Below are 17,775 nucleotides of genomic sequence, written 5' to 3'. Positions count from 1 at the left end.
TGGTCATGCCTAGCACTCTCCACGGGGGGAGTGCTAACGCGAAGAGGCGTTTCTGACCCCCGCGACGGCAGATCCGCAGGTTCGCCCCTACCCGTTAGTAAGCCCCGTAATCTCCGAAGGGGAGCTCGGACGTGACCACCAGCAGCAAGGTTGCCATCAAGCCGCTCGAGGACCGCATCGTGGTCCAGCCGCTCGACGCCGAGACCACCACGGCCTCCGGCCTGGTTATCCCGGACACGGCCAAGGAGAAGCCCCAGGAGGGCGTCGTCCTGGCTGTCGGCCCGGGTCGCTTCGAGGACGGCCAGCGTCTGCCGCTCGACGTCGCCGTCGGTGACATCGTCCTGTACTCGAAGTACGGCGGCACCGAGGTGAAGTACCAGGGCGAGGAGTACCTCGTCCTCTCGGCTCGCGACGTTCTCGCCATCATCGAGAAGTAAGCAGCACCGAGAAGTAAGACGTCCCGACCCGCCCCGGATCCGTGTCCCTAGTGACAGGGGCCCGGGGCGTGGTTGTTGGTTCACGTAGTCGAGCGGCCGCGACGGCCGCAGCCCCGAGGGAATAGGGAACATGGCGAAGATCCTGCAGTTCAACGAGGACGCGCGCCGCTCGCTGGAGCGCGGTGTCAACAAGCTGGCCGACACCGTCAAGGTGACCATCGGCCCCAAGGGCCGCAACGTCGTCATCGACAAGAAGTTCGGTGCTCCGACCATCACCAACGACGGTGTCACCATCGCCCGTGAGGTCGAGCTCGACGACCCGTACGAGAACCTTGGCGCGCAGCTCGTCAAGGAGGTCGCCACCAAGACCAACGACGTCGCGGGTGACGGCACCACCACCGCCACCGTGCTGGCCCAGGCCCTGGTGAACGAGGGTCTGCGCAACGTCGCCGCCGGTGCCGGCCCGGCCGCTCTGAAGAAGGGCATCGACAAGGCCGTCGCCGCCGTCTCCGAGCACCTGCTGTCCATCGCCCGCGAGATCGAGGGCAAGGACGACGTCGCCGCCGTCGCGACCCTCTCCGCGCAGGACACCCAGGTCGGCGAGCTCATCGCCGAGGCGATCGACAAGGTCGGCAAGGACGGTGTCATCACCGTCGAGGAGTCGAACACCTTCGGCGTGGAGCTGGACTTCACCGAGGGCATGCAGTTCGACAAGGGCTACCTGTCGCCGTACTTCGTCACCGACGCGGAGCGGCAGGAGGCGGTCCTGGAGGACCCGTACATCCTGATCAACCAGGGCAAGATCTCCTCCATCCAGGAGCTCCTGCCGCTGCTGGAGAAGGTCGTGCAGGGCGGTACCTCCCGCCCGCTGCTGATCATCGCCGAGGACGTCGACGGCGAGGCGCTGTCGACCCTCCTGGTGAACAAGATCCGCGGCATCTTCAACGCCGTGGCCGTCAAGGCCCCGGGCTTCGGTGACCGCCGCAAGGCGATCCTGGGCGACCTCGCCACCCTGACCGGTGGCACCGTGATCTCCGAGGAGGTCGGCCTCAAGCTCGACCAGGCCGGTCTGGACGTGCTGGGCAGCGCCCGCCGCGTGACCATCACCAAGGACGAGACCACCATCGTCGACGGTGCCGGCGACAGCGAGGCCGTGGCCGGCCGCGTCGCCCAGATCAAGGGCGAGATCGCCAACACCGACTCGGACTGGGACCGCGAGAAGCTGCAGGAGCGCCTGGCCAAGCTGGCCGGCGGCGTCTGCGTCATCCGTGTCGGTGCCGCCACCGAGGTGGAGCTGAAGGAGCGCAAGCACCGCCTGGAGGACGCCATCTCGGCGACCCGTGCCGCGGTCGAGGAGGGCATCGTCGCCGGTGGTGGCGCCTCCCTCGTCCACGCCGCCAAGGTGCTGAACGACGGCCTGGGCCTGACGGGCGACGAGGCGACCGGTGTCGCGGTCGTCCGCAAGGCGCTGCACGAGCCGCTGCGCTGGATCGCCCAGAACGCCGGCCTGGAGGGTTACGTCATCACCTCCAAGGTCTCCGAGCTGGAGCCGGGCCAGGGCTACAACGCCGCCACGGGCGAGTACGGCGACCTGATCAAGGCCGGCGTCATCGACCCGGTCAAGGTCACCCGTTCCGCCCTGGAGAACGCCGCCTCGATCGCCTCCCTGCTGCTCACCACCGAGACCCTCGTGGTGGAGAAGAAGGAGGAGGAGGCCGACGCCGGTCACTCGCACGGCGGCCACGGCCACTCCCACTGACACCCGTTCAGTGACCGGAGGCCCGGTCCGCGCCCCTCGGGGGCGCGGCCGGGCCTCCGGCGTGTCGGCCGCGGTACGCCGCTGACGGGCCGCTCCGAGGTGCGGCGTCCGGCGCGCACCGCGCCGGTAGGCGAGTTTTACTCTTCAACTATCATCTGAATTTTGCAGATAGCAAAGATTTACTTATATCTTTGAGGCATGATCGAGGCCCGCCACCTGCGCGTCCTGCGTGCCGTCGCCCGCACCGGATCCTTCTCCGCCGCCGCCCGCGAGCTGGGGTGTACGCAACCCGCCATCAGCCAGCAGATGAAGGCGCTGGAGAAGTCCGTGGACACCCCGCTGGTGGTCCGTTCGGGTCGCGGGATGCAGCTGAGCGAGGCCGGACGGGTGCTGCTCAAGCATGCCACCGGGATCCTCGCCGGGCTCTCCGCCGCCGAGGAGGAGGTGGCGGCGATCGCCGGACTGCGGGCCGGGCGGGTGCGTCTGGTCTCCTTCCCGACCGCGAGTTCCACTCTGGTGCCGCCTGCCGTCGCCCGGCTGCGGGACAGCCATCCGGGGGTCCGCGTGTCGCTGGTCGACGCGGAGCCTCCGGAGTCGCTGGCGATGCTGCGCGGCGGCGAGTGCGAGGTCGCGCTGGCCTTCCGCTACCCCCAGGCGTCCGGCGCCGCCGCGCCGGCGCCCGCGCACGGCACGCCCCGTGAGGCGCGCGCCGAGGCCAACCTGGAGGCCCAGCAGCTCAGCGCCGGCACCGACTGGTCCGACCTGGTGGTCACCCCGCTGCTGGACGACCCGCTGGTCGGCCTGCTGCCCGCCGGACACCGGCTGGCCGGGCGCGGCGGGCCCGTGGAGCTGGCCGAGCTGGCCTCCGAGCAGTGGATCGCCGGCTGCCCGCAGTGCCGCGGGCACCTGGTGGAGCTCTGCGCCGGAGCCGGGTTCGAGCCCAGGATCGACTTCGCGACCGACGACTACCCCGCGGTGGTCGGCCTGGTCGCCGCCGGGCTCGGGGTGGCGGTGCTGCCGGGGCTGGCGCTGCAGTCGGTGCGCCCGGACGGGGTCGTGACGGTGGCGGTGCACGCCGCCACGGGAGCGCCGGCGGTGCGGCAGGTGGTGGCACTGACCCTCCCGGACCTCGCCGAGGTGCCGGCGGTGGCGCTGATGCTGGAGCGGCTGGCGGGCGCGGGCCCCGGGCGCTGACCGGGACCGGGTCGACCGGGGCCGGGCGGCACCGGCCGTGTCCGGCCGTGTCCGGACCGGCCGTCCGTGGGTCGACCGGTAAGGCGCCGGGCCCTGACGTGCGCCACCGCGAGAAGAAACGTTTCTTCTCGGCGCGGCGGACACGGACGGTTACGACAGGTACCGCTGGGCCCCGCCCGGTGCGACGAGCGGCACCTCCACCAGGCGGTTGCGCGAGCGGCCCATCATCTCCTCGCGCTCGTCCTCGGTCAGCCCGCCCCAGACGCCGTACGGTTCGCGGACCGCCAGCGCGTGCGCGGCGCACTCGGTGCGCACGGGGCAGCGCATGCAGACCTCCTTGGCGCTCGCCTCGCGTGAGCTCCGCGCGGCACCGCGCTCTCCTTCGGGGTGGAAGAAGAGCGAACTGTCCACGCCGCGGCAGGCTGCGGAGAGCTGCCAGTCCCAGAGGTCCGCGTTGGGGCCGGGGAGGCGGGAGAAATCTGCCATGGCTCATTCCCTTCAGAGGCTCGTCGACCGCGCGCCGGCTGCCAGCGGATTGCACTGGGCGGTACGGCGGGGCGCGTCCGGCGCCGGTGTGGACACCTGGAAATATGACTTACGGCAACTCCATGGACAAGTCACCCACAGAGTGGCACAACAGTCAATGACCATACAAAAGCTATAAAAAAGGGCAAAGTGGGCATGCCCGGCGGTGCGGCGATCGCCCGGCGCGAACGTGGCAATCGGGTGGCCGACGGGCGCGCGGGGGCCCGAATCGGTGTGCGGGTCGTGCGCCCACCGCGCCCGAGCTGCGCAAAAGAGCGGCGTGTGCCCCGCGATGCGGCTGATCGGTAACGGGTCGGCCACGTACAGTGGTGGAGATGGCCCTGAAGGCCGTAACTCATTCGAGTGACGGTCGTTGGAAGTGCGGAGGCGGTTAGCGGGCGCCGGACGTCGGGAACGATCGCGGAGATTCACAGGCGATCAGCACGGAGTCTGTCGCCGATCGGCCGTGTCGGAGAGGTTCGTACCAGCCAGGAGGCTCAACGTGACGCGGATCAGCTGCGGAGGACGACGGTCATGACTTCCGTTCTCGTTTGCGACGATTCCCCGCTCGCCCGCGAGGCGCTTCGCCGCGCGGTCGCGACCGTACCCGGTGTCGACCGGGTCACCACCGCGACGAACGGGGAGGAGGTCCTCCGCCGCTGGGTGGCCGACCGCTCCGATCTCGTCCTGATGGACGTCCGGATGCCCGGCCTCGGCGGGGTGGAGACGGTCCGGCGGCTGCTGTCGGCGGACCCGGGCGCCCGGATCATCATGCTCACCGTCGCCGAGGACCTCGACGGCGTCGCCCTCGCGGTGGCCGCGGGCGCGCGGGGGTACCTGCACAAGGACGCCTCGCGCGCCGAACTGCGGGCCACCGTCACCCAGGCCCTCGCCGACCCGACCTGGCGGCTCGCCCCGCGGCGGCTGCGCAGCCCCGACATGGGCGCCGCGCCGACCCTGACGGCGCGTGAGATCCAGGTGCTCGAAGGCATGAGCCACGGCCGCAGCAACGCCGAGATCGGCCGCGAGCTGTTCCTCTCCGAGGACACCGTCAAGACCCACGCCCGACGCCTGTTCAAGAAGCTCGGCGCCTCGGACCGTGCGCACGCGGTGGCCCTGGGCTTCCGCTGGGGTCTGGTCCGCTGACCGCCGGCGGCTCCGCCGGTCCCGGCACGCTGCTCACGATTCCCTGTGCAGGGGCGTGTGACGTTACGGTCCCGAGGTTGCACCATGGAGGAGTGGAGCACCTCGGGGACCAGCGGACAGGAACTGCGGCGAACCACACGGCCGCAGGAGACTCGGCGGACGGCGCGGCGGACGGGACCACCGACGCCGGCGGGGCGGGAGGCGGCACGGTGCAGGAGGGGCCGGTGGTGCGTGCCGGTGCGGCACCGCATAACGTTCCGGTGCACAACTCCGGACGCGGTGCCGCGTTTTCCCGCGCGACCAGGCACCATGGACCGATGCGCGACGACGTGACCGGGGCTCCCGGCGAGGCGGACCCGGTGGAGGCCGAGCCCTCCGTGTCCGGGCCCGACGCGGCGTACGCGGAATCCGCCGGCTCCGGGGCCTTGGGCTCCGCCGAAGCCGGTGCCGAGCGCGAAGCGGAGCCGCACGAGCCCGCCCGGCCCGTCGCGCCCGCCGCCCGCCCGCCCGTCCTCGGCACGGGCAGCTCCCCGCTCGTCGGCGAACTGGTCGCGGCTGCCGTCCGCGGCGAGGGCCCGGCGATCGACGCGCTGCTCGCCTACGTCCACCCGCTGGCCCTGCGGTACTGCCGCGGCCGGCTGGTCCGGCTGCCCGGCGGCGCCCGGCACCACGTGGACGACATCGCCCAGGAGGTCTGTGTGGCGGTGCTCTGCGCGCTGCCCCGGTACAAGGACCAGGGGCGCCCGTTCGAGGCCTTCGTCTACGGGATCGCCGCGCACAAGATCGCCGATCTGCAGCGGGCCGCGATGCGCGGGCCCGGCTCGACCGTGATCCCGCAGGACGACCTGCCGGAGGTTCCGGACGACGCGCTCGGCCCGGAGGAGCGGGCGCTGGCCAGCAGCGACGCGGCCTGGGCCAAGGAACTGCTCTCCAACCTGCCGGCCCGGCAGCGCGAGCTGGTGCTGCTGCGGGTGGCCGCCGGACTCTCGGCGGAGGAGACCGGCGAGGTGCTCGGGATGTCGCCGGGGGCCGTCCGGGTCGCCCAGCACCGGGCGCTCAGCCGGCTGCGGGCGCTCGCCGAGGAGTCCTCCTAGGGCTTGCCCGATGCCGGGCCCGGCATCGGGGAGGCCCGCCCGTTCCGGCCCCGGAGGACGGAATGGCCCACGGGCGGCAGGTGTTGTCAAGGGCACGCGAGGACGCATTCGCGGGTGCCAGTACCATGGGGTATCGGCGCCTGGGCGGGTCGCCAAAGTTTCAGCGGTGCGAACGGGGTTCCCCTGGAGGATCCTCCAGTTGCCACCCGGCTTTCGGCGGTCCGAGCGAGTGAGCGATGACAACGCCCCCACCCCTCAGGGCGTGAGCGGACAAGGCCGGCCACGGAAGGTACCCCCAAATGTCTTACAACGCCGCAGGCGTACCCGAGAAGTTCGCGATGCTCGGACTCACGTACGACGACGTCCTGCTGCTGCCCGGGGCCTCCGAGGTGCTGCCGAACCAGGTCGACACCTCCTCCCGGGTCTCCCGGAACGTGCGCGTCAACATCCCGCTGCTCTCCGCGGCGATGGACAAGGTCACCGAGTCGCGGATGGCGATCGCGATGGCCCGTCAGGGCGGCGTCGGCGTCCTGCACCGCAACCTCTCCGTCGAGGACCAGGTCAACCAGGTCGACCTGGTCAAGCGCTCCGAGTCCGGCATGGTCACCGACCCGATCACGGTCGGCCCGGAGACCACGCTCGGCGAGGCCGACGCGCTCTGTGCCAAGTTCCGGATCTCCGGCGTGCCGATCGCCGACGAGAGCGGCAAGCTCCTCGGCATCGTGACCAACCGCGACATGGCCTTCGAGTCGGACCGCACCCGCCAGGTCCGCGAGATCATGACCCCGATGCCGCTGATCACCGGCAAGGTCGGCATCTCCGGCGTCGACGCGATGGCGCTGCTCCGCCGCCACAAGATCGAGAAGCTCCCGCTGGTCGACGACGAGGGCCGGATCAAGGGCCTCATCACGGTCAAGGACTTCGTCAAGGCCGAGCAGTACCCGAACGCCGCCAAGGACAGCGAGGGCCGGCTGCTGGTCGGTGCCGCCGTCGGCGCCAGCGCCGAGGCGTTCGACCGGGCCCAGGCCCTGGTCGAGGCGGGCGTGGACTTCCTGGTCGTCGACACCTCGCACGGCCACAGCCACAACGCGCTGGCCTGGATCTCGAAGATCAGGGCGGCCGTCAAGGTCGACGTGGTCGGCGGCAACGTCGCCACCCGGGACGGCGCCCAGGCGCTGATCGACGCGGGTGTCGACGGCGTCAAGGTCGGTGTCGGCCCGGGTTCGATCTGCACCACCCGCGTGGTCGCCGGCATCGGCGTCCCGCAGGTCACCGCGATCTACGAGGCGGCCGTGGCCTGTCAGGCGGCCGGCGTGCCGGTCATCGGCGACGGCGGCCTGCAGTACTCCGGCGACATCGGCAAGGCGCTGGCCGCCGGCGCCGACACCGTGATGCTGGGCTCGCTGCTGGCCGGCTGCGAGGAGTCCCCGGGCGAGCTGCTGTTCATCAACGGCAAGCAGTACAAGTCCTACCGCGGCATGGGTTCGCTGGGCGCCATGCAGTCCCGCGGCCAGGGCCGCTCGTACTCCAAGGACCGCTACTTCCAGGCCGAGGTCTCCTCGGACGACAAGCTCGTCCCCGAGGGCGTCGAGGGCCAGGTGCCCTACCGCGGCCCGCTCTCCGCGGTGCTGCACCAGCTCGTCGGCGGCCTGCGCCAGACCATGGGCTACGTCGGTGCCGCCACCGTCGCCGAGATGGAGAGCAAGGGCCGGTTCGTCCGGATCACCTCGGCGGGCCTCAAGGAGAGCCACCCGCACGACATCCAGATGACCGTCGAGGCTCCGAACTACAGCGGCCGCTGAGCCGGTAGCCGGAAGGGGCCCGCAGCCGCGGGCCCCTTCCGCGCGTCCGGGAGGCGGGCGCGGCGGCGCGGCTCCGGGCGGGTGCGGGATACTGGGGGCGGCCGGGGTGACCCGGCGGGCACGAGCAACACCACCAGAAGGGCTCGAAGTGACTGAGATCGAGATCGGGCGAGGCAAGCGCGGCCGGCGGGCGTATGCCTTCGACGACATCGCCGTCGTCCCCAGCCGGCGTACGCGTGACCCGAAGGAGGTCTCGATCGCCTGGCAGATCGACGCCTACCGGTTCGAGCTGCCGTTCCTGGCCGCCCCCATGGACAGCGTCGTCTCGCCGGAGCAGGCCATCGCCATCGGCCGCCTCGGCGGTCTCGGCGTGCTCAACCTCGAAGGTCTCTGGACCCGCTACGAGGACCCGCAGCCGCTGCTCGACGAGATCGTCTCGATCACCGACGAGGCCGCCGCGACCCGCCGCCTGCAGGAGATCTACTCGGCGCCGATCCGGGCCGAGCTGATCAAGCAGCGGATCCAGGAGGTCCGCGACTCCGGTGTGGTCACCGCGGCCGCGCTCTCCCCGCAGCGCACCGCCGAGTTCTCGAAGGCCGTGGTCGACGCCGGCGTCGACGTCTTCGTGATCCGCGGCACCACCGTCTCGGCCGAGCACGTCTCCGGCGCCGCCGAGCCGCTCAACCTGAAGCAGTTCATCTACGAGCTGGACGTCCCGGTCATCGTCGGCGGCTGTGCCACCTACACCGCCGCGCTGCACCTGATGCGCACCGGCGCGGCCGGCGTGCTGGTCGGCTTCGGCGGCGGCGCCGCCCACACCACCCGCAACGTCCTCGGCATCCAGGTGCCGATGGCCACCGCCGTCGCCGACGTGGCCGCCGCCCGCCGCGACTACATGGACGAGTCCGGCGGCCGGTACGTGCACGTCATCGCGGACGGCGGGGTCGGCTACAGCGGCGACATCCCGAAGGCGGTCGCCTGCGGCGCCGACGCGGTGATGATCGGTGCCGCGCTGGCCCGGGCCACCGACGCGCCGGGCAAGGGCTACCACTGGGGCATGGAGGCCGTCCACGAGGAGCTGCCGCGCGGCAAGCGCGTCGACCTCGGCACCGTCGGCAACACCGAGGAGATCCTCACCGGCCCCTCGCACACCCCGGACGGCACCATGAACCTGTTCGGCGCCCTGCGCCGGGCGATGGCGACCACCGGGTACACCGAGCTCAAGGAGTTCCAGCGGGTCGAGGTGACGGTCAACCCGGCGCTCAACCGCCGCTGAGCCCGTTCGTCCCGCGGAGGCCCCCGTCCGATCGTGGCGGGGGCCTCGCGCCGTTTCCGGACCGGACGCGTCCTACTGGCGGGTCGCGGCGCGGCGGGTCAGCAGGAAGCCGCCGACCAGGGCGATGCCGTAGAAGACGAGGTCGAGCAGCCGGCGGTCCCCCCGCCACAGCGTGAGGGCGTCGCGGACCAGCTCGCCGTACGGGGTGCCGTCCAGCGCGTGCAGCCGGCGGGTCTGGCCGAGCAGCTGGCCGAGCAGGAGCGAACCGGCCGAGAGCAGCGCGCCCAGCGGCGGGAGCAGCCGGCCCGGTCCGCCGAGCCGGCCGAGCGGCCAGGCGACGGCGGCGGCCGGGGCGATCGCCAGCCAGCCGACGGTGGCCGCGGCCCGGGTCGGGGCGAGGCCGTACGCGAGGGCACCGGCCAGCATCGCGGCGACGGCGATCGCGAGGGCCCGGTCGGTGCGGTACCGACGCTTCGAGCGGGGGTGTCCGTCGGTCCCGTCGGAGTCGCCGGGAGCGGTGGGGTGGTAACCGGCCACCGGGGCGCCGGGCATCCCGGGGGCCACGTAGCCCTCGGGTGTCTCCGGTTCCTGTGCGACCGAGAAGTGCTGGGCCGTGGGCGGTCGGCCCGACTGGCCGTCAGCGCCCGGTGCGGGTGCGGTCATGGACGTCGAATTCCCCCCGGAAGGACGGTGAACTGCCGCACGGTAGCAGTGCCCGGAGCGGGACGGACAGAGTTTTCGATCACAGATCGGGCACGGAGCGCCGCGCCCGGGCGGCATCGGTGCGAGGGTGGCCGGGGGCCGGGTGGTCGGGGGCGCCCGGGACAGGAGATGATGGAGGCTTGGGTGCTCGGCCCCGACGCCGGTCCGACACGCCGTCACCACGACCGCCAGCACATGGGGGAACGTTCCGAATGACCCAGGCGCAGGGTTCCACCGGCCGCCTCCTGGCCGGACGCTACCGGCTGGACGCGGTGATCGGGCGCGGTGGCATGGGCACCGTCTGGCGTGCCGAGGACGAGATGTTGGGCCGGACGGTCGCGGTCAAGGAACTGCGGATGAACGCCAGCGTCGAGGAGGACGAGAAGCACCGGCTGATCGTCCGGACGCTGCGCGAGGCCAAGGCGACGGCGCGGATCCGGCACAACTCGGCGGTCACCGTCTTCGACGTCGTCGAGGAGGACGACCGGCCGTGGATCGTCATGGAGCTGGTCGAGTCCCGCTCGCTGGCGGACGTGATCCGGGAGGACGGCCCGCTGGAGCCGGCCCGGGCGGCCGAGATCGCGTTGGACGTGCTGGGCGTGCTGAGCGCCGCGCACGCGCACGGCATCCTGCACCGGGACGTCAAGCCCTCGAACGTGCTGATCGGCGAGGACGGGCGGGTGGTGCTCACCGACTTCGGCATCGCCAGCGTGGAGGGCGACACCTCGGTGACCTCCACCGGGATGCTGGTCGGCGCGCCCTCGTACATATCCCCGGAGCGGGCCCGCGGGCAGAAGCCCGGGCCGCCGGCCGACCTCTGGTCACTGGGCGGCACGCTGTATGCGATGGTCGAGGGCCGGCCGCCGTACGACCGGGGTTCGGCGCTCGCCACGCTCACGGCGGTGATGACCGAGGACCTGACCGCGCCGGTGAACGCCGGTCCGCTCCGGCCGGTGATCGAGGGGTTGCTGGCCAAGGACCCGGTGGAGCGGCTGACCGCCTCGCAGACCCGGTCGATGCTCAAGCGGGTGGCGGCGGACGCGACGGCGCGGGCCGAGTCGACCACCGAGCAGGCGGTGCCGGTGGCGGGCGGCGGTGCGGCGGACGGCGCGGCGGAGCGCCCGGCGGGGGAGCGTCCGGCCGTGAAACCGGAGACCGCGAAGCCGGAGACCGTGAAGCCGTCGGTCGGCGGGTTGCTCGGAACGGTCCGGGTGGGGAGCCGGGCCGCGGACGCCGGGAGCGGGGAGCGGGCGGCGCCGGCCGCGGAGTCCGAGGACGGCACGGCCGGGCCGTCGGGGACGCCGGCACCGGAGACCGAGGCGGCCCGTCCGGTGACCAGCGAGTGGACGCTGGGCGCGACCCAGGCGGCCGGTGCCGACCCGCGGAAGGGCCGGCACCGGCTGGCCCTGGCGACGGTCGTGGTGGTGCTGCTGCTGATCGCGGGCGTGGTCGCACTGGTGCGGGCGCTCGGCGACTCCGACGACGGATCGGCCGACGGTGCGCGCGGCACCGCGTCCGTGACCGCGAGCACCGGGACCTCGCCGGCCGGCGCCCCGCCGGTGGACGCCTCCGCGATCCCGCCGGCCACCGCCCCGGTGACCCCGGACCCGGCGACCTCGGATCCGGCCGCGGCGCCCGCCGCCACGCCTCCGGCGCCCGCCGCCACGCCTCCGGTGACCCCCGCCACGCCTCCGGTGACCCCCGCCTCGACGCCGGCCCAGACCCCGGCGCCGACCGGGGCCGTCGTTCCCGCCGGTCACCACGAGTACAAGGACGCGTCCGGCTTCTCGGTCGTGCTGCCGGACTGGCTGCAGCTCACGGGTTCGGAGGCGACCCGCCGGACCTTCAAGGGCAACGGCAGCACCCTGCGGATCGAGTGGACCACCACGCCGGGGCCGAGCGCCCTCGCCGACTGGCAGGAGTCCGAGCCGGGACTGCGCGGCCAGGTGAGCAACTACCAGCGGGTGCAGCTTCAGGCCGTCGCCTACCGCGAGTGGAGCAACGCCGCCGACTGGGAGTGGACCAACGGCACCCCGCGGATGCACTCGCTCAACCGGGGCTTCGTCACCGGTTCGCCGGCCAAGTACGGCTACGCCGTCTACTGGACCTCGCCGGACGCGGAGTGGGCCGCACCGCAGAACGCCCAGGCACGGCAGATCTCCTTCGACACCTTCCGGCCGGCGCCCTGACGGACGTCGGCCGGACGGCCCCGGGGTTCAGCCGATCAGGCGACGCTTGGCGCTGCTGAACTCCTCGTCGGTGAGCGCCCCCGCGCCGTGCAGGGCGGCCAGCCGCTCCAACTGGTCGAGCAGGTCGGCGCCGGAGGACGCCGGTGCGGCGGGCGCGGCGGCCGGCGCGGCGAGCGCCTGCTGCCCGGCGTTGCGGGCCAGCCGGGCTGCGGCCCGGACCTGCTCGGCGAAGATCTCGGCCTTGACCACGTCCTCGAACCGGTGCGAGCCGGTGAGGGCGACCACCAGGAGCACCTCCCCGTTGATCCGGGTCCTGGTGACGGTCGCGTCGGTCACCGCGGAGAGCGGAACCGGGACGGGAGGCTTCCCGTCCTTCAGGAAGAGCAGCCGATGGGTGGTCAGGACCAGCACGCCCTTGCGGAAGTGATCGGGATGTCGACCCGCCGTCGAGGCGACCGGTTTCTCGTCGGGCGCGACGTTCGCCTCGACGGTGCGCAGGGCCGTGGCCCGGGAATCACTGCTGCTGTTGCCGGCCACGTCGAAGGCCGCGTCGATCAGATCGGTCCAGTCCATGGGATCGAGCCTAATCCGACGGTTCGTCGGGCGGGTCCGCCCCTGCGCCCCTGCGTCTCGGACCGGAGGGCGGTGCCGGGGCGCGGGCCGTGCGGGTCCGAGGGGGAGTGCGCGCCCCGCGGATGTGTCCCGGCCGACGGCGGGGGCGCGTCGCGCGCCCGGCGGGAACGGACGGTGACACCTTAGGCTGGGTGGTGAGCGAGAGGAACACGCATGCGAGCGGGTCCGGGACAGATGCTGGCCGGGCGTTACCGGCTGACTGACCGTCCGGCGGCGTTGAGCGCGCTCGCCGTGGACGAGCGGACCGGTGACGTCGTGCGGTTGCGCGCGCTGGAGCTGCCCGCCCTGCTGACCGGAGGGCGGGAGCCGGACGACCCGGTGCCGGAGCAGGGGGACCAGCTGGTCCGCCGGGTGGCGGTGGTCGGCTCCGCCGCGCCGCGGCACCCCCGGCTTCTCCAGGGAGCCGGCGCCTTCGTCGAGGGCGAGCTGCTCTGGACCGTCGAGGAGCGTCCGGCGGGGGTGCCGCTGGCCGAGCTGGCCGCGGCCGGTCCGCTCCCGCCCTACCGGGTGGCCGAGTTGGCGGCGGACCTGGCGGGCGCGCTGCGGGCGCTGCACGAGGCGGGCCTGGCGCACGGCAACCTGACCACCGAGTCGGTGCTGGTCTGCGAGGACGGTGCCGCCCTGCTGGGCGGGCTGCTCGCCGGGGTCGCCCAGGAGGCGCTGGCCGAGGAGCTGGGCGGGCCCGGCGGGCGCCGCCGGTACGAGGTGCGGGCCACCCTGGCCGGGCCGGTGGCCGAGCGGTGGCCGCTGGACGGGGGCCCGGCGGGTGACTGCTGGGCGCTCGGCGTGCTGGTGTACCGGCTGGTGACCGGCCGCTCGCCGTACCCGGAGGGCGGGGTGCCGGAGCTGGTGACGGCGGTGCGTGACGGCCGCCGGGAGCCGTCGGCGGCGTGCGGGCCGCTGGGGCCGCTGGTGGAGCGGCTGCTGCAGCCCGATCCGGCCCGGCGCCCGACGGCGGTGGAGGTCCGGCAGGAGCTGGCGGCCCTGCTGGCGGGTGCGCCCGAGCCGGTCGGGGAGGAACGGGCGGCCCGGGCACTGGAGTTGCGGCCGGAGGGCCCGGTGGTGCCGGCGCCGCGCCGGCGGCGTCCGCGCGGCTCCGTCACGGCCGAGCGGCCCCCGGAGGAGGGCGCTCCCGGGCGGAACCGCCGGCCGCTGATACCGCCGGCGCTGCTCGGCCCGGTGCTGGTCGGAGGGGTGTTCCTGCTGCTGGTGCTCGGGATGACGGCCGTGGTGATGTTCGCAGGCTGACGGGGTCGGGCCGGGCCGCCACCGCCGGGTCTGCGGGTGGGGGAGATTACCGGGGCCGGGACGGGGCGCCTAGTGTGTCCGTGAGATTTGTTCGACTGGTGGTCTGCACCGAGTGGTCTGTACCGGGCCCTCCGTCGTGGTGACGGCAGGTGGATGAGGGGGAGCGGTCGCGGATGGGCGCGGAGGACCGGGCGGAGGCGGCCGGGGAGCGGCTGCTGGCCGGACGCTACGAGCTGGGCGACCGGCTGGGCCGGGGCGGGATGGGCACGGTCTGGCGGGCCCGGGACCGGATGCTGGACCGCGAGGTGGCGGTCAAGGAGCTCACCGTCAACCACCTGCCCGAGGAAGAGCTGGAGATCCTGCACGCCCGGATGAAGCGGGAGGCCAGCGCCGCCGCCCGGATCAAGCACTCCGGTGTGATCACCGTGCACGACGTGCTGGAGCAGGACGGCCGGCCGTGGATCGTGATGGAGCTGGTCGACGGCCGGTCACTGGCCGACGTGATCAGTCAGGACGGCACGCTGCCGCCGCGCGCCGCCGCCGAGGTCGGCAGCCAGGTGCTGGCCGCGCTGCACCGGGGGCACCAGCTGGGCGTGCTGCACCGGGACGTGAAGCCGGCCAACGTGCTGTTGGAGCACGGCACCGGGCGGGCGGTGCTGCTGGACTTCGGCATCGCGACGTACGAGGGCTCGGCGGAGCTGACCCGGCCGGGTGACCTCGTCGGGTCGCCGGACTACCTGGCGCCCGAGCGGGCGCAGGGCGAGCGGCCGGGCCCGGCCTCGGACCTGTGGGGTCTCGGGGCGACGCTGTACGCGGCGGTGGAGGGCGACTCGCCGTTCCGCCGCACCTCGCCGCTGACGACGCTGGCCGCGGTGGTCGGCGATCCGCTGCCGGAACCGCGCCGGGCGGGGCCGCTGGGGCCGGTGCTGGCCGCGCTGATGGCCAAGGACCCGGCGGACCGGCCGACCGCGGACGAGGCGGCCCGGATGCTGGCCGAGGTGCAGGCCGGGCACACCATCGGCTTCAAGCCGGTCGGTCAGGTGCGGACGCCGACCCGGTCGGTGCCGGTGGTGGACCGGTCCGGGGAGCCGGGCGGGCCGGAGACGGGTGCGGAGGCGGGTGCGGAGCCGGAGGCGCCGACCGTGCCGCGTCCGGTGGCGCCGTCGGGCCCCGGAGCGGCCCCGGAACCGGCCGGGCCGGTGCCCGGCCAGGTGTCGGGGCAGGCGTCGGGGCAGCTCCCGGAGGCATTCAGGGGGCACGAGGCGGCCGAAGGGGCGCCCACCGGACCGGTCGCGCCGGTCGCCTACACCGATGCGCCCGCGCGCGGGCCCGCCAGGCGCCGGGGTGTGGTGCAGGTCGTCGTGATCGCGCTGGCGATGGCCGTGGCCGCCGCCGGGGCCACCTTCCTGGCCACCCGGCCCAGCGGCACGACGGAGACCGCCAAGCCCACGCCGACCGTGACCGGGCCGCAGCCGACCGGCTCCGGCGACATCGACTCCGGGCCCGCGCCGACCGGCTACCGCTGGGTGGACGACCCGGCGGGCTTCCGCTTCCCGCTGCCGGTGGCCACGCCGGCCTGGCAGCGCTCCACCGACGGCAACCAGATCTACTACAGCCCCGACAACATGGTGCACTACCTCCAGTTCGCCGTCACCGTCGGCCAGTCGGTCAAGCCGCTGGACCACCTGAAGCAGATGGAGACCACCGTCTCCAAGCGCAAGGAGTACCGCCAGCACAAGCTCACCAGCGTCGCGGTGAACGGGCACGACGCGGCGGTCTGGGAGTTCAGCTACGCGGCCAAGGAGGGCGGGCGGCGGCGGGCCGTCGACGCCGAGTTCATCGACGACGACGGCACCGCGTACGCCGTCTACCTGTCCTGCCCGGACAACGACAAGGACTGGCAGGAGGGGGAGCGGCGGTTCACCCTGGTGCTGAACCACTTCACGCCGACCCGCTGATCCGGCCGGGCCGGGGGTCCTCCGCGGTTTCTTGTTACCGACGGGTACCGAACCGGCCGCGGAGCGCCTAGGCTGCGCCCTATGACGGACCTCACAGCAGCTGCCACGGCCACCGAACCCGCCGGCACCGGCTCGCCGGGCCGCAATCCCGCGGCGCCCGGCGGCGGGCGCACCGTCGCCTCGGCGGTCCCGCCGTCGCTGGTCGACCGCCTCGTCACCGGGGTCACCGCCACCGGTGAGCCCCGCGTGGTGGAGACCGTCGCCCCGCTCACCGGCGACCGGCTGGCCGGTCTGCCGCAGTCCACGCCGGCCGACGTCGAGGTCGCCTTCGAACTCGCCCGCCGCGCCCAGCCGGCCTGGGCCGCGCTGCCCGTACGCCGGCGCGCCGCCGTCCTGCTGCGCTTCCACGACCTGCTGCTCAAGCGCCAGGACGAGGTGCTCGACCTGATCCAGGCGGAGACCGGCAAGGCCCGGCTGCACGCCTTCGAGGAGGTCCTCGCCGTCGCTATGAGCGCCCGCCACTACGCCCGCGCCGCCCAGGGCTACCTGCGCGACAAGCGGCGCGGCGGCGCCCTGCCGGTGCTCACCCGGACCGTCGAGGCCCGCCGCCCCAAGGGCGTGATCGGCCACATCTCGCCGTGGAACTACCCGCTGGAGCTCTCGGTCGGCGACGCGCTTCCCGCCTTCGTGGCCGGCAACGCGGTGGTCAACAAGCCGGACACGCAGACCGCGCTGACCGCGCTCTGGGCCCGCGAGCTGCTGATCGAGGCCGGGCTGCCGGCCGATCTGTGGCAGGTGGTGATCGGTGACGGGCCGGTGATCGGCCCGGCCGTGGTCGAGCACGCCGACTACGTCTCGTTCACGGGCTCCACCCGCACCGGCCGCGACGTCGCGCAGCGCGCCGCCGCCCGGCTGGTCGGCGCCTCGCTCGAACTCGGCGGCAAGAACGCCATGCTGGTCCTGGCCGACGCCGACCTCGCCCGGGCCGCCGAGGGGGCCGTCCGGGCCTGCTTCTCGTCCGCGGGCCAGCTCTGCATCTCGATCGAGCGGCTGCTGGTGCACCGCTCGGTGGCCGACGAGTTCCTGGTGAGGTTCGCCGCCGCGACCAAGGCGCTGCGACTCGGCGGTGGCCTCGCGTACGGCGCGGACATGGGCTCGCTGGTGTCCGGCCGGCAACTGGAGACCACCACCCGGCACGTCGAGGAGGCGGTCAAGGCCGGCGCCACGGTGGTCGCCGGCGGACAGGCGCGGCCGGACCTCGGCCCGTTCTTCCACGAGCCGACCATCCTGGACGGCGTCACCCCCGAGATGGCGGTCTGCGGCGAGGAGACCTTCGGCCCGGTCGTCTCGATCTACCGCTTCGACACCGAGGACGAGGCGGTGGCCGCCGCCAACGCGACCCCGTACGGGCTCAACTCCAGCGTCTGGACCGGGGACGCGCGGCGCGGCCGGGCGGTCGCGGCCCGGCTGCGCACCGGCACGGTCAACATCAACGAGGCGTACGCGGCCGCGTACGGTTCGGTCGCCTCGCCGATGGGCGGCATGGGCGACTCGGGGCTCGGCCGGCGGCACGGCGCCGAGGGCATCCTGCGGTTCACCGAGGCGCAGACCATCGCCGGCCAGCGGCTGATGCCGATCGCGCCCGCGTTCGGCCTGGACGACCGGCAGTTCGCGGCGGTGATGACCGGTGGGCTGCGGGTGCTGAAGGCCCTCCGGTTCAAGTAGCCGCCTCCGGCTCTCCGGCCGGCCCTCTGCGGACCTCCGGCCCTCCGGTCGGCCGGTCCGTTCCTCCCCGTTCGTCCCGTTTCCGAA

The 17,775-nt window shown here is 73.6% G+C and carries 14 protein-coding genes; 11 read left to right on the top strand and 3 right to left on the bottom strand.

Annotated elements, in window-relative coordinates; genetic code table 11:
- The first annotated feature begins 131 nt into the window (after positions 1-131).
- The 3 genes from groES to PUR61_RS42660 all read left to right on the top strand — a co-directional run bounded on the left by groES (position 132) and on the right by PUR61_RS42660 (position 3,390).
- Entirely contained in the window at positions 132-437 is a 306-nt protein-coding gene (gene groES / locus PUR61_RS42670; protein WP_014136232.1) for a co-chaperone GroES, read from the top strand.
- A gap of 130 nt (positions 438-567) precedes the next feature.
- Positions 568-2,196: a chaperonin GroEL gene (gene groL / locus PUR61_RS42665; protein WP_329885358.1), complete on the top strand. Its 1,629-nt coding sequence runs from the start codon at positions 568-570 to the stop codon at positions 2,194-2,196.
- A gap of 198 nt (positions 2,197-2,394) precedes the next feature.
- The gene (locus tag PUR61_RS42660) at positions 2,395-3,390 is read left to right on the top strand and encodes a LysR substrate-binding domain-containing protein (RefSeq protein ID WP_329885357.1); all 996 of its coding nucleotides are present in this window, start codon (positions 2,395-2,397) and stop codon (positions 3,388-3,390) included.
- A 150-nt stretch (positions 3,391-3,540) separates the two neighbouring features.
- On the opposite strand, the gene PUR61_RS42655 is transcribed toward PUR61_RS42660, so the two are convergent.
- Complete coding sequence (locus tag PUR61_RS42655) at positions 3,541-3,876, bottom strand: WhiB family transcriptional regulator (RefSeq protein WP_329885356.1); 336 nt, start codon at positions 3,874-3,876, stop codon at positions 3,541-3,543.
- Between the two features lie 573 nt (positions 3,877-4,449).
- Between PUR61_RS42655 and PUR61_RS42650 the strand changes: the two genes are divergently transcribed.
- The 4 genes from PUR61_RS42650 to PUR61_RS42635 all read left to right on the top strand — a co-directional run bounded on the left by PUR61_RS42650 (position 4,450) and on the right by PUR61_RS42635 (position 9,233).
- Entirely contained in the window at positions 4,450-5,061 is a 612-nt protein-coding gene (locus PUR61_RS42650; RefSeq protein WP_014136228.1) for a response regulator transcription factor, read from the top strand.
- A 545-nt stretch (positions 5,062-5,606) separates the two neighbouring features.
- The gene (gene shbA, locus PUR61_RS42645; RefSeq protein ID WP_329885730.1) at positions 5,607-6,155 is read left to right on the top strand and encodes an RNA polymerase sigma factor ShbA; all 549 of its coding nucleotides are present in this window, start codon (positions 5,607-5,609) and stop codon (positions 6,153-6,155) included.
- A 299-nt stretch (positions 6,156-6,454) separates the two neighbouring features.
- The gene (gene guaB, locus PUR61_RS42640) at positions 6,455-7,957 is read left to right on the top strand and encodes an IMP dehydrogenase (RefSeq protein ID WP_329885355.1); all 1,503 of its coding nucleotides are present in this window, start codon (positions 6,455-6,457) and stop codon (positions 7,955-7,957) included.
- A 148-nt stretch (positions 7,958-8,105) separates the two neighbouring features.
- Positions 8,106-9,233 carry a GuaB3 family IMP dehydrogenase-related protein gene (locus tag PUR61_RS42635; protein WP_329885354.1) on the top strand — a complete coding sequence of 376 codons (1,128 nt, stop codon included), beginning with the start codon at positions 8,106-8,108 and terminating at the stop codon, positions 9,231-9,233.
- Positions 9,234-9,305: 72 nt separating this feature from the next.
- On the opposite strand, the gene PUR61_RS42630 is transcribed toward PUR61_RS42635, so the two are convergent.
- Positions 9,306-9,896 carry a hypothetical protein gene (locus PUR61_RS42630; protein ID WP_329885353.1) on the bottom strand — a complete coding sequence of 197 codons (591 nt, stop codon included), beginning with the start codon at positions 9,894-9,896 and terminating at the stop codon, positions 9,306-9,308.
- 251 nt (positions 9,897-10,147) lie between these two features.
- Here PUR61_RS42630 and PUR61_RS42625 point away from each other — a divergent pair, with 251 nt between their 5' ends.
- Complete coding sequence (locus PUR61_RS42625) at positions 10,148-12,124, top strand: serine/threonine-protein kinase (protein WP_329885352.1); 1,977 nt, start codon at positions 10,148-10,150, stop codon at positions 12,122-12,124.
- A gap of 27 nt (positions 12,125-12,151) precedes the next feature.
- Here the strand turns inward: PUR61_RS42625 and PUR61_RS42620 are convergent, their stop codons facing one another.
- A complete protein-coding gene (locus PUR61_RS42620; RefSeq protein ID WP_329885351.1) occupies positions 12,152-12,697 on the bottom strand; it encodes an SHOCT domain-containing protein in 546 nt (181 codons plus the stop codon).
- Between the two features lie 213 nt (positions 12,698-12,910).
- On the opposite strand from PUR61_RS42620, the gene PUR61_RS42615 reads away from it, so the two are divergent.
- The 3 genes from PUR61_RS42615 (at position 12,911) to PUR61_RS42605 (ending at position 17,688) form a co-directional block, all read left to right on the top strand.
- Positions 12,911-14,005, top strand: a complete 1,095-nt coding sequence (locus tag PUR61_RS42615) for a protein kinase domain-containing protein (protein WP_329885350.1) — start codon at positions 12,911-12,913, stop codon at positions 14,003-14,005.
- A 173-nt stretch (positions 14,006-14,178) separates the two neighbouring features.
- Positions 14,179-15,963 (top strand): protein kinase domain-containing protein, encoded by a 1,785-nt coding sequence (locus PUR61_RS42610; RefSeq protein ID WP_329885349.1) that lies wholly within the window; start codon positions 14,179-14,181, stop codon positions 15,961-15,963.
- A gap of 81 nt (positions 15,964-16,044) precedes the next feature.
- The gene (locus tag PUR61_RS42605) at positions 16,045-17,688 is read left to right on the top strand and encodes a succinic semialdehyde dehydrogenase (protein WP_329885348.1); all 1,644 of its coding nucleotides are present in this window, start codon (positions 16,045-16,047) and stop codon (positions 17,686-17,688) included.
- Positions 17,689-17,775: the final 87 nt, after the last annotated feature.

This window comes from Streptomyces sp. BE20 (assembly GCF_036322525.1).
GTDB lineage: Bacteria > Actinomycetota > Actinomycetes > Streptomycetales > Streptomycetaceae > Kitasatospora.
Note: the sequence above shows the minus strand (reverse complement) of the source record. Positions and strands in the feature narration are given on the sequence as shown.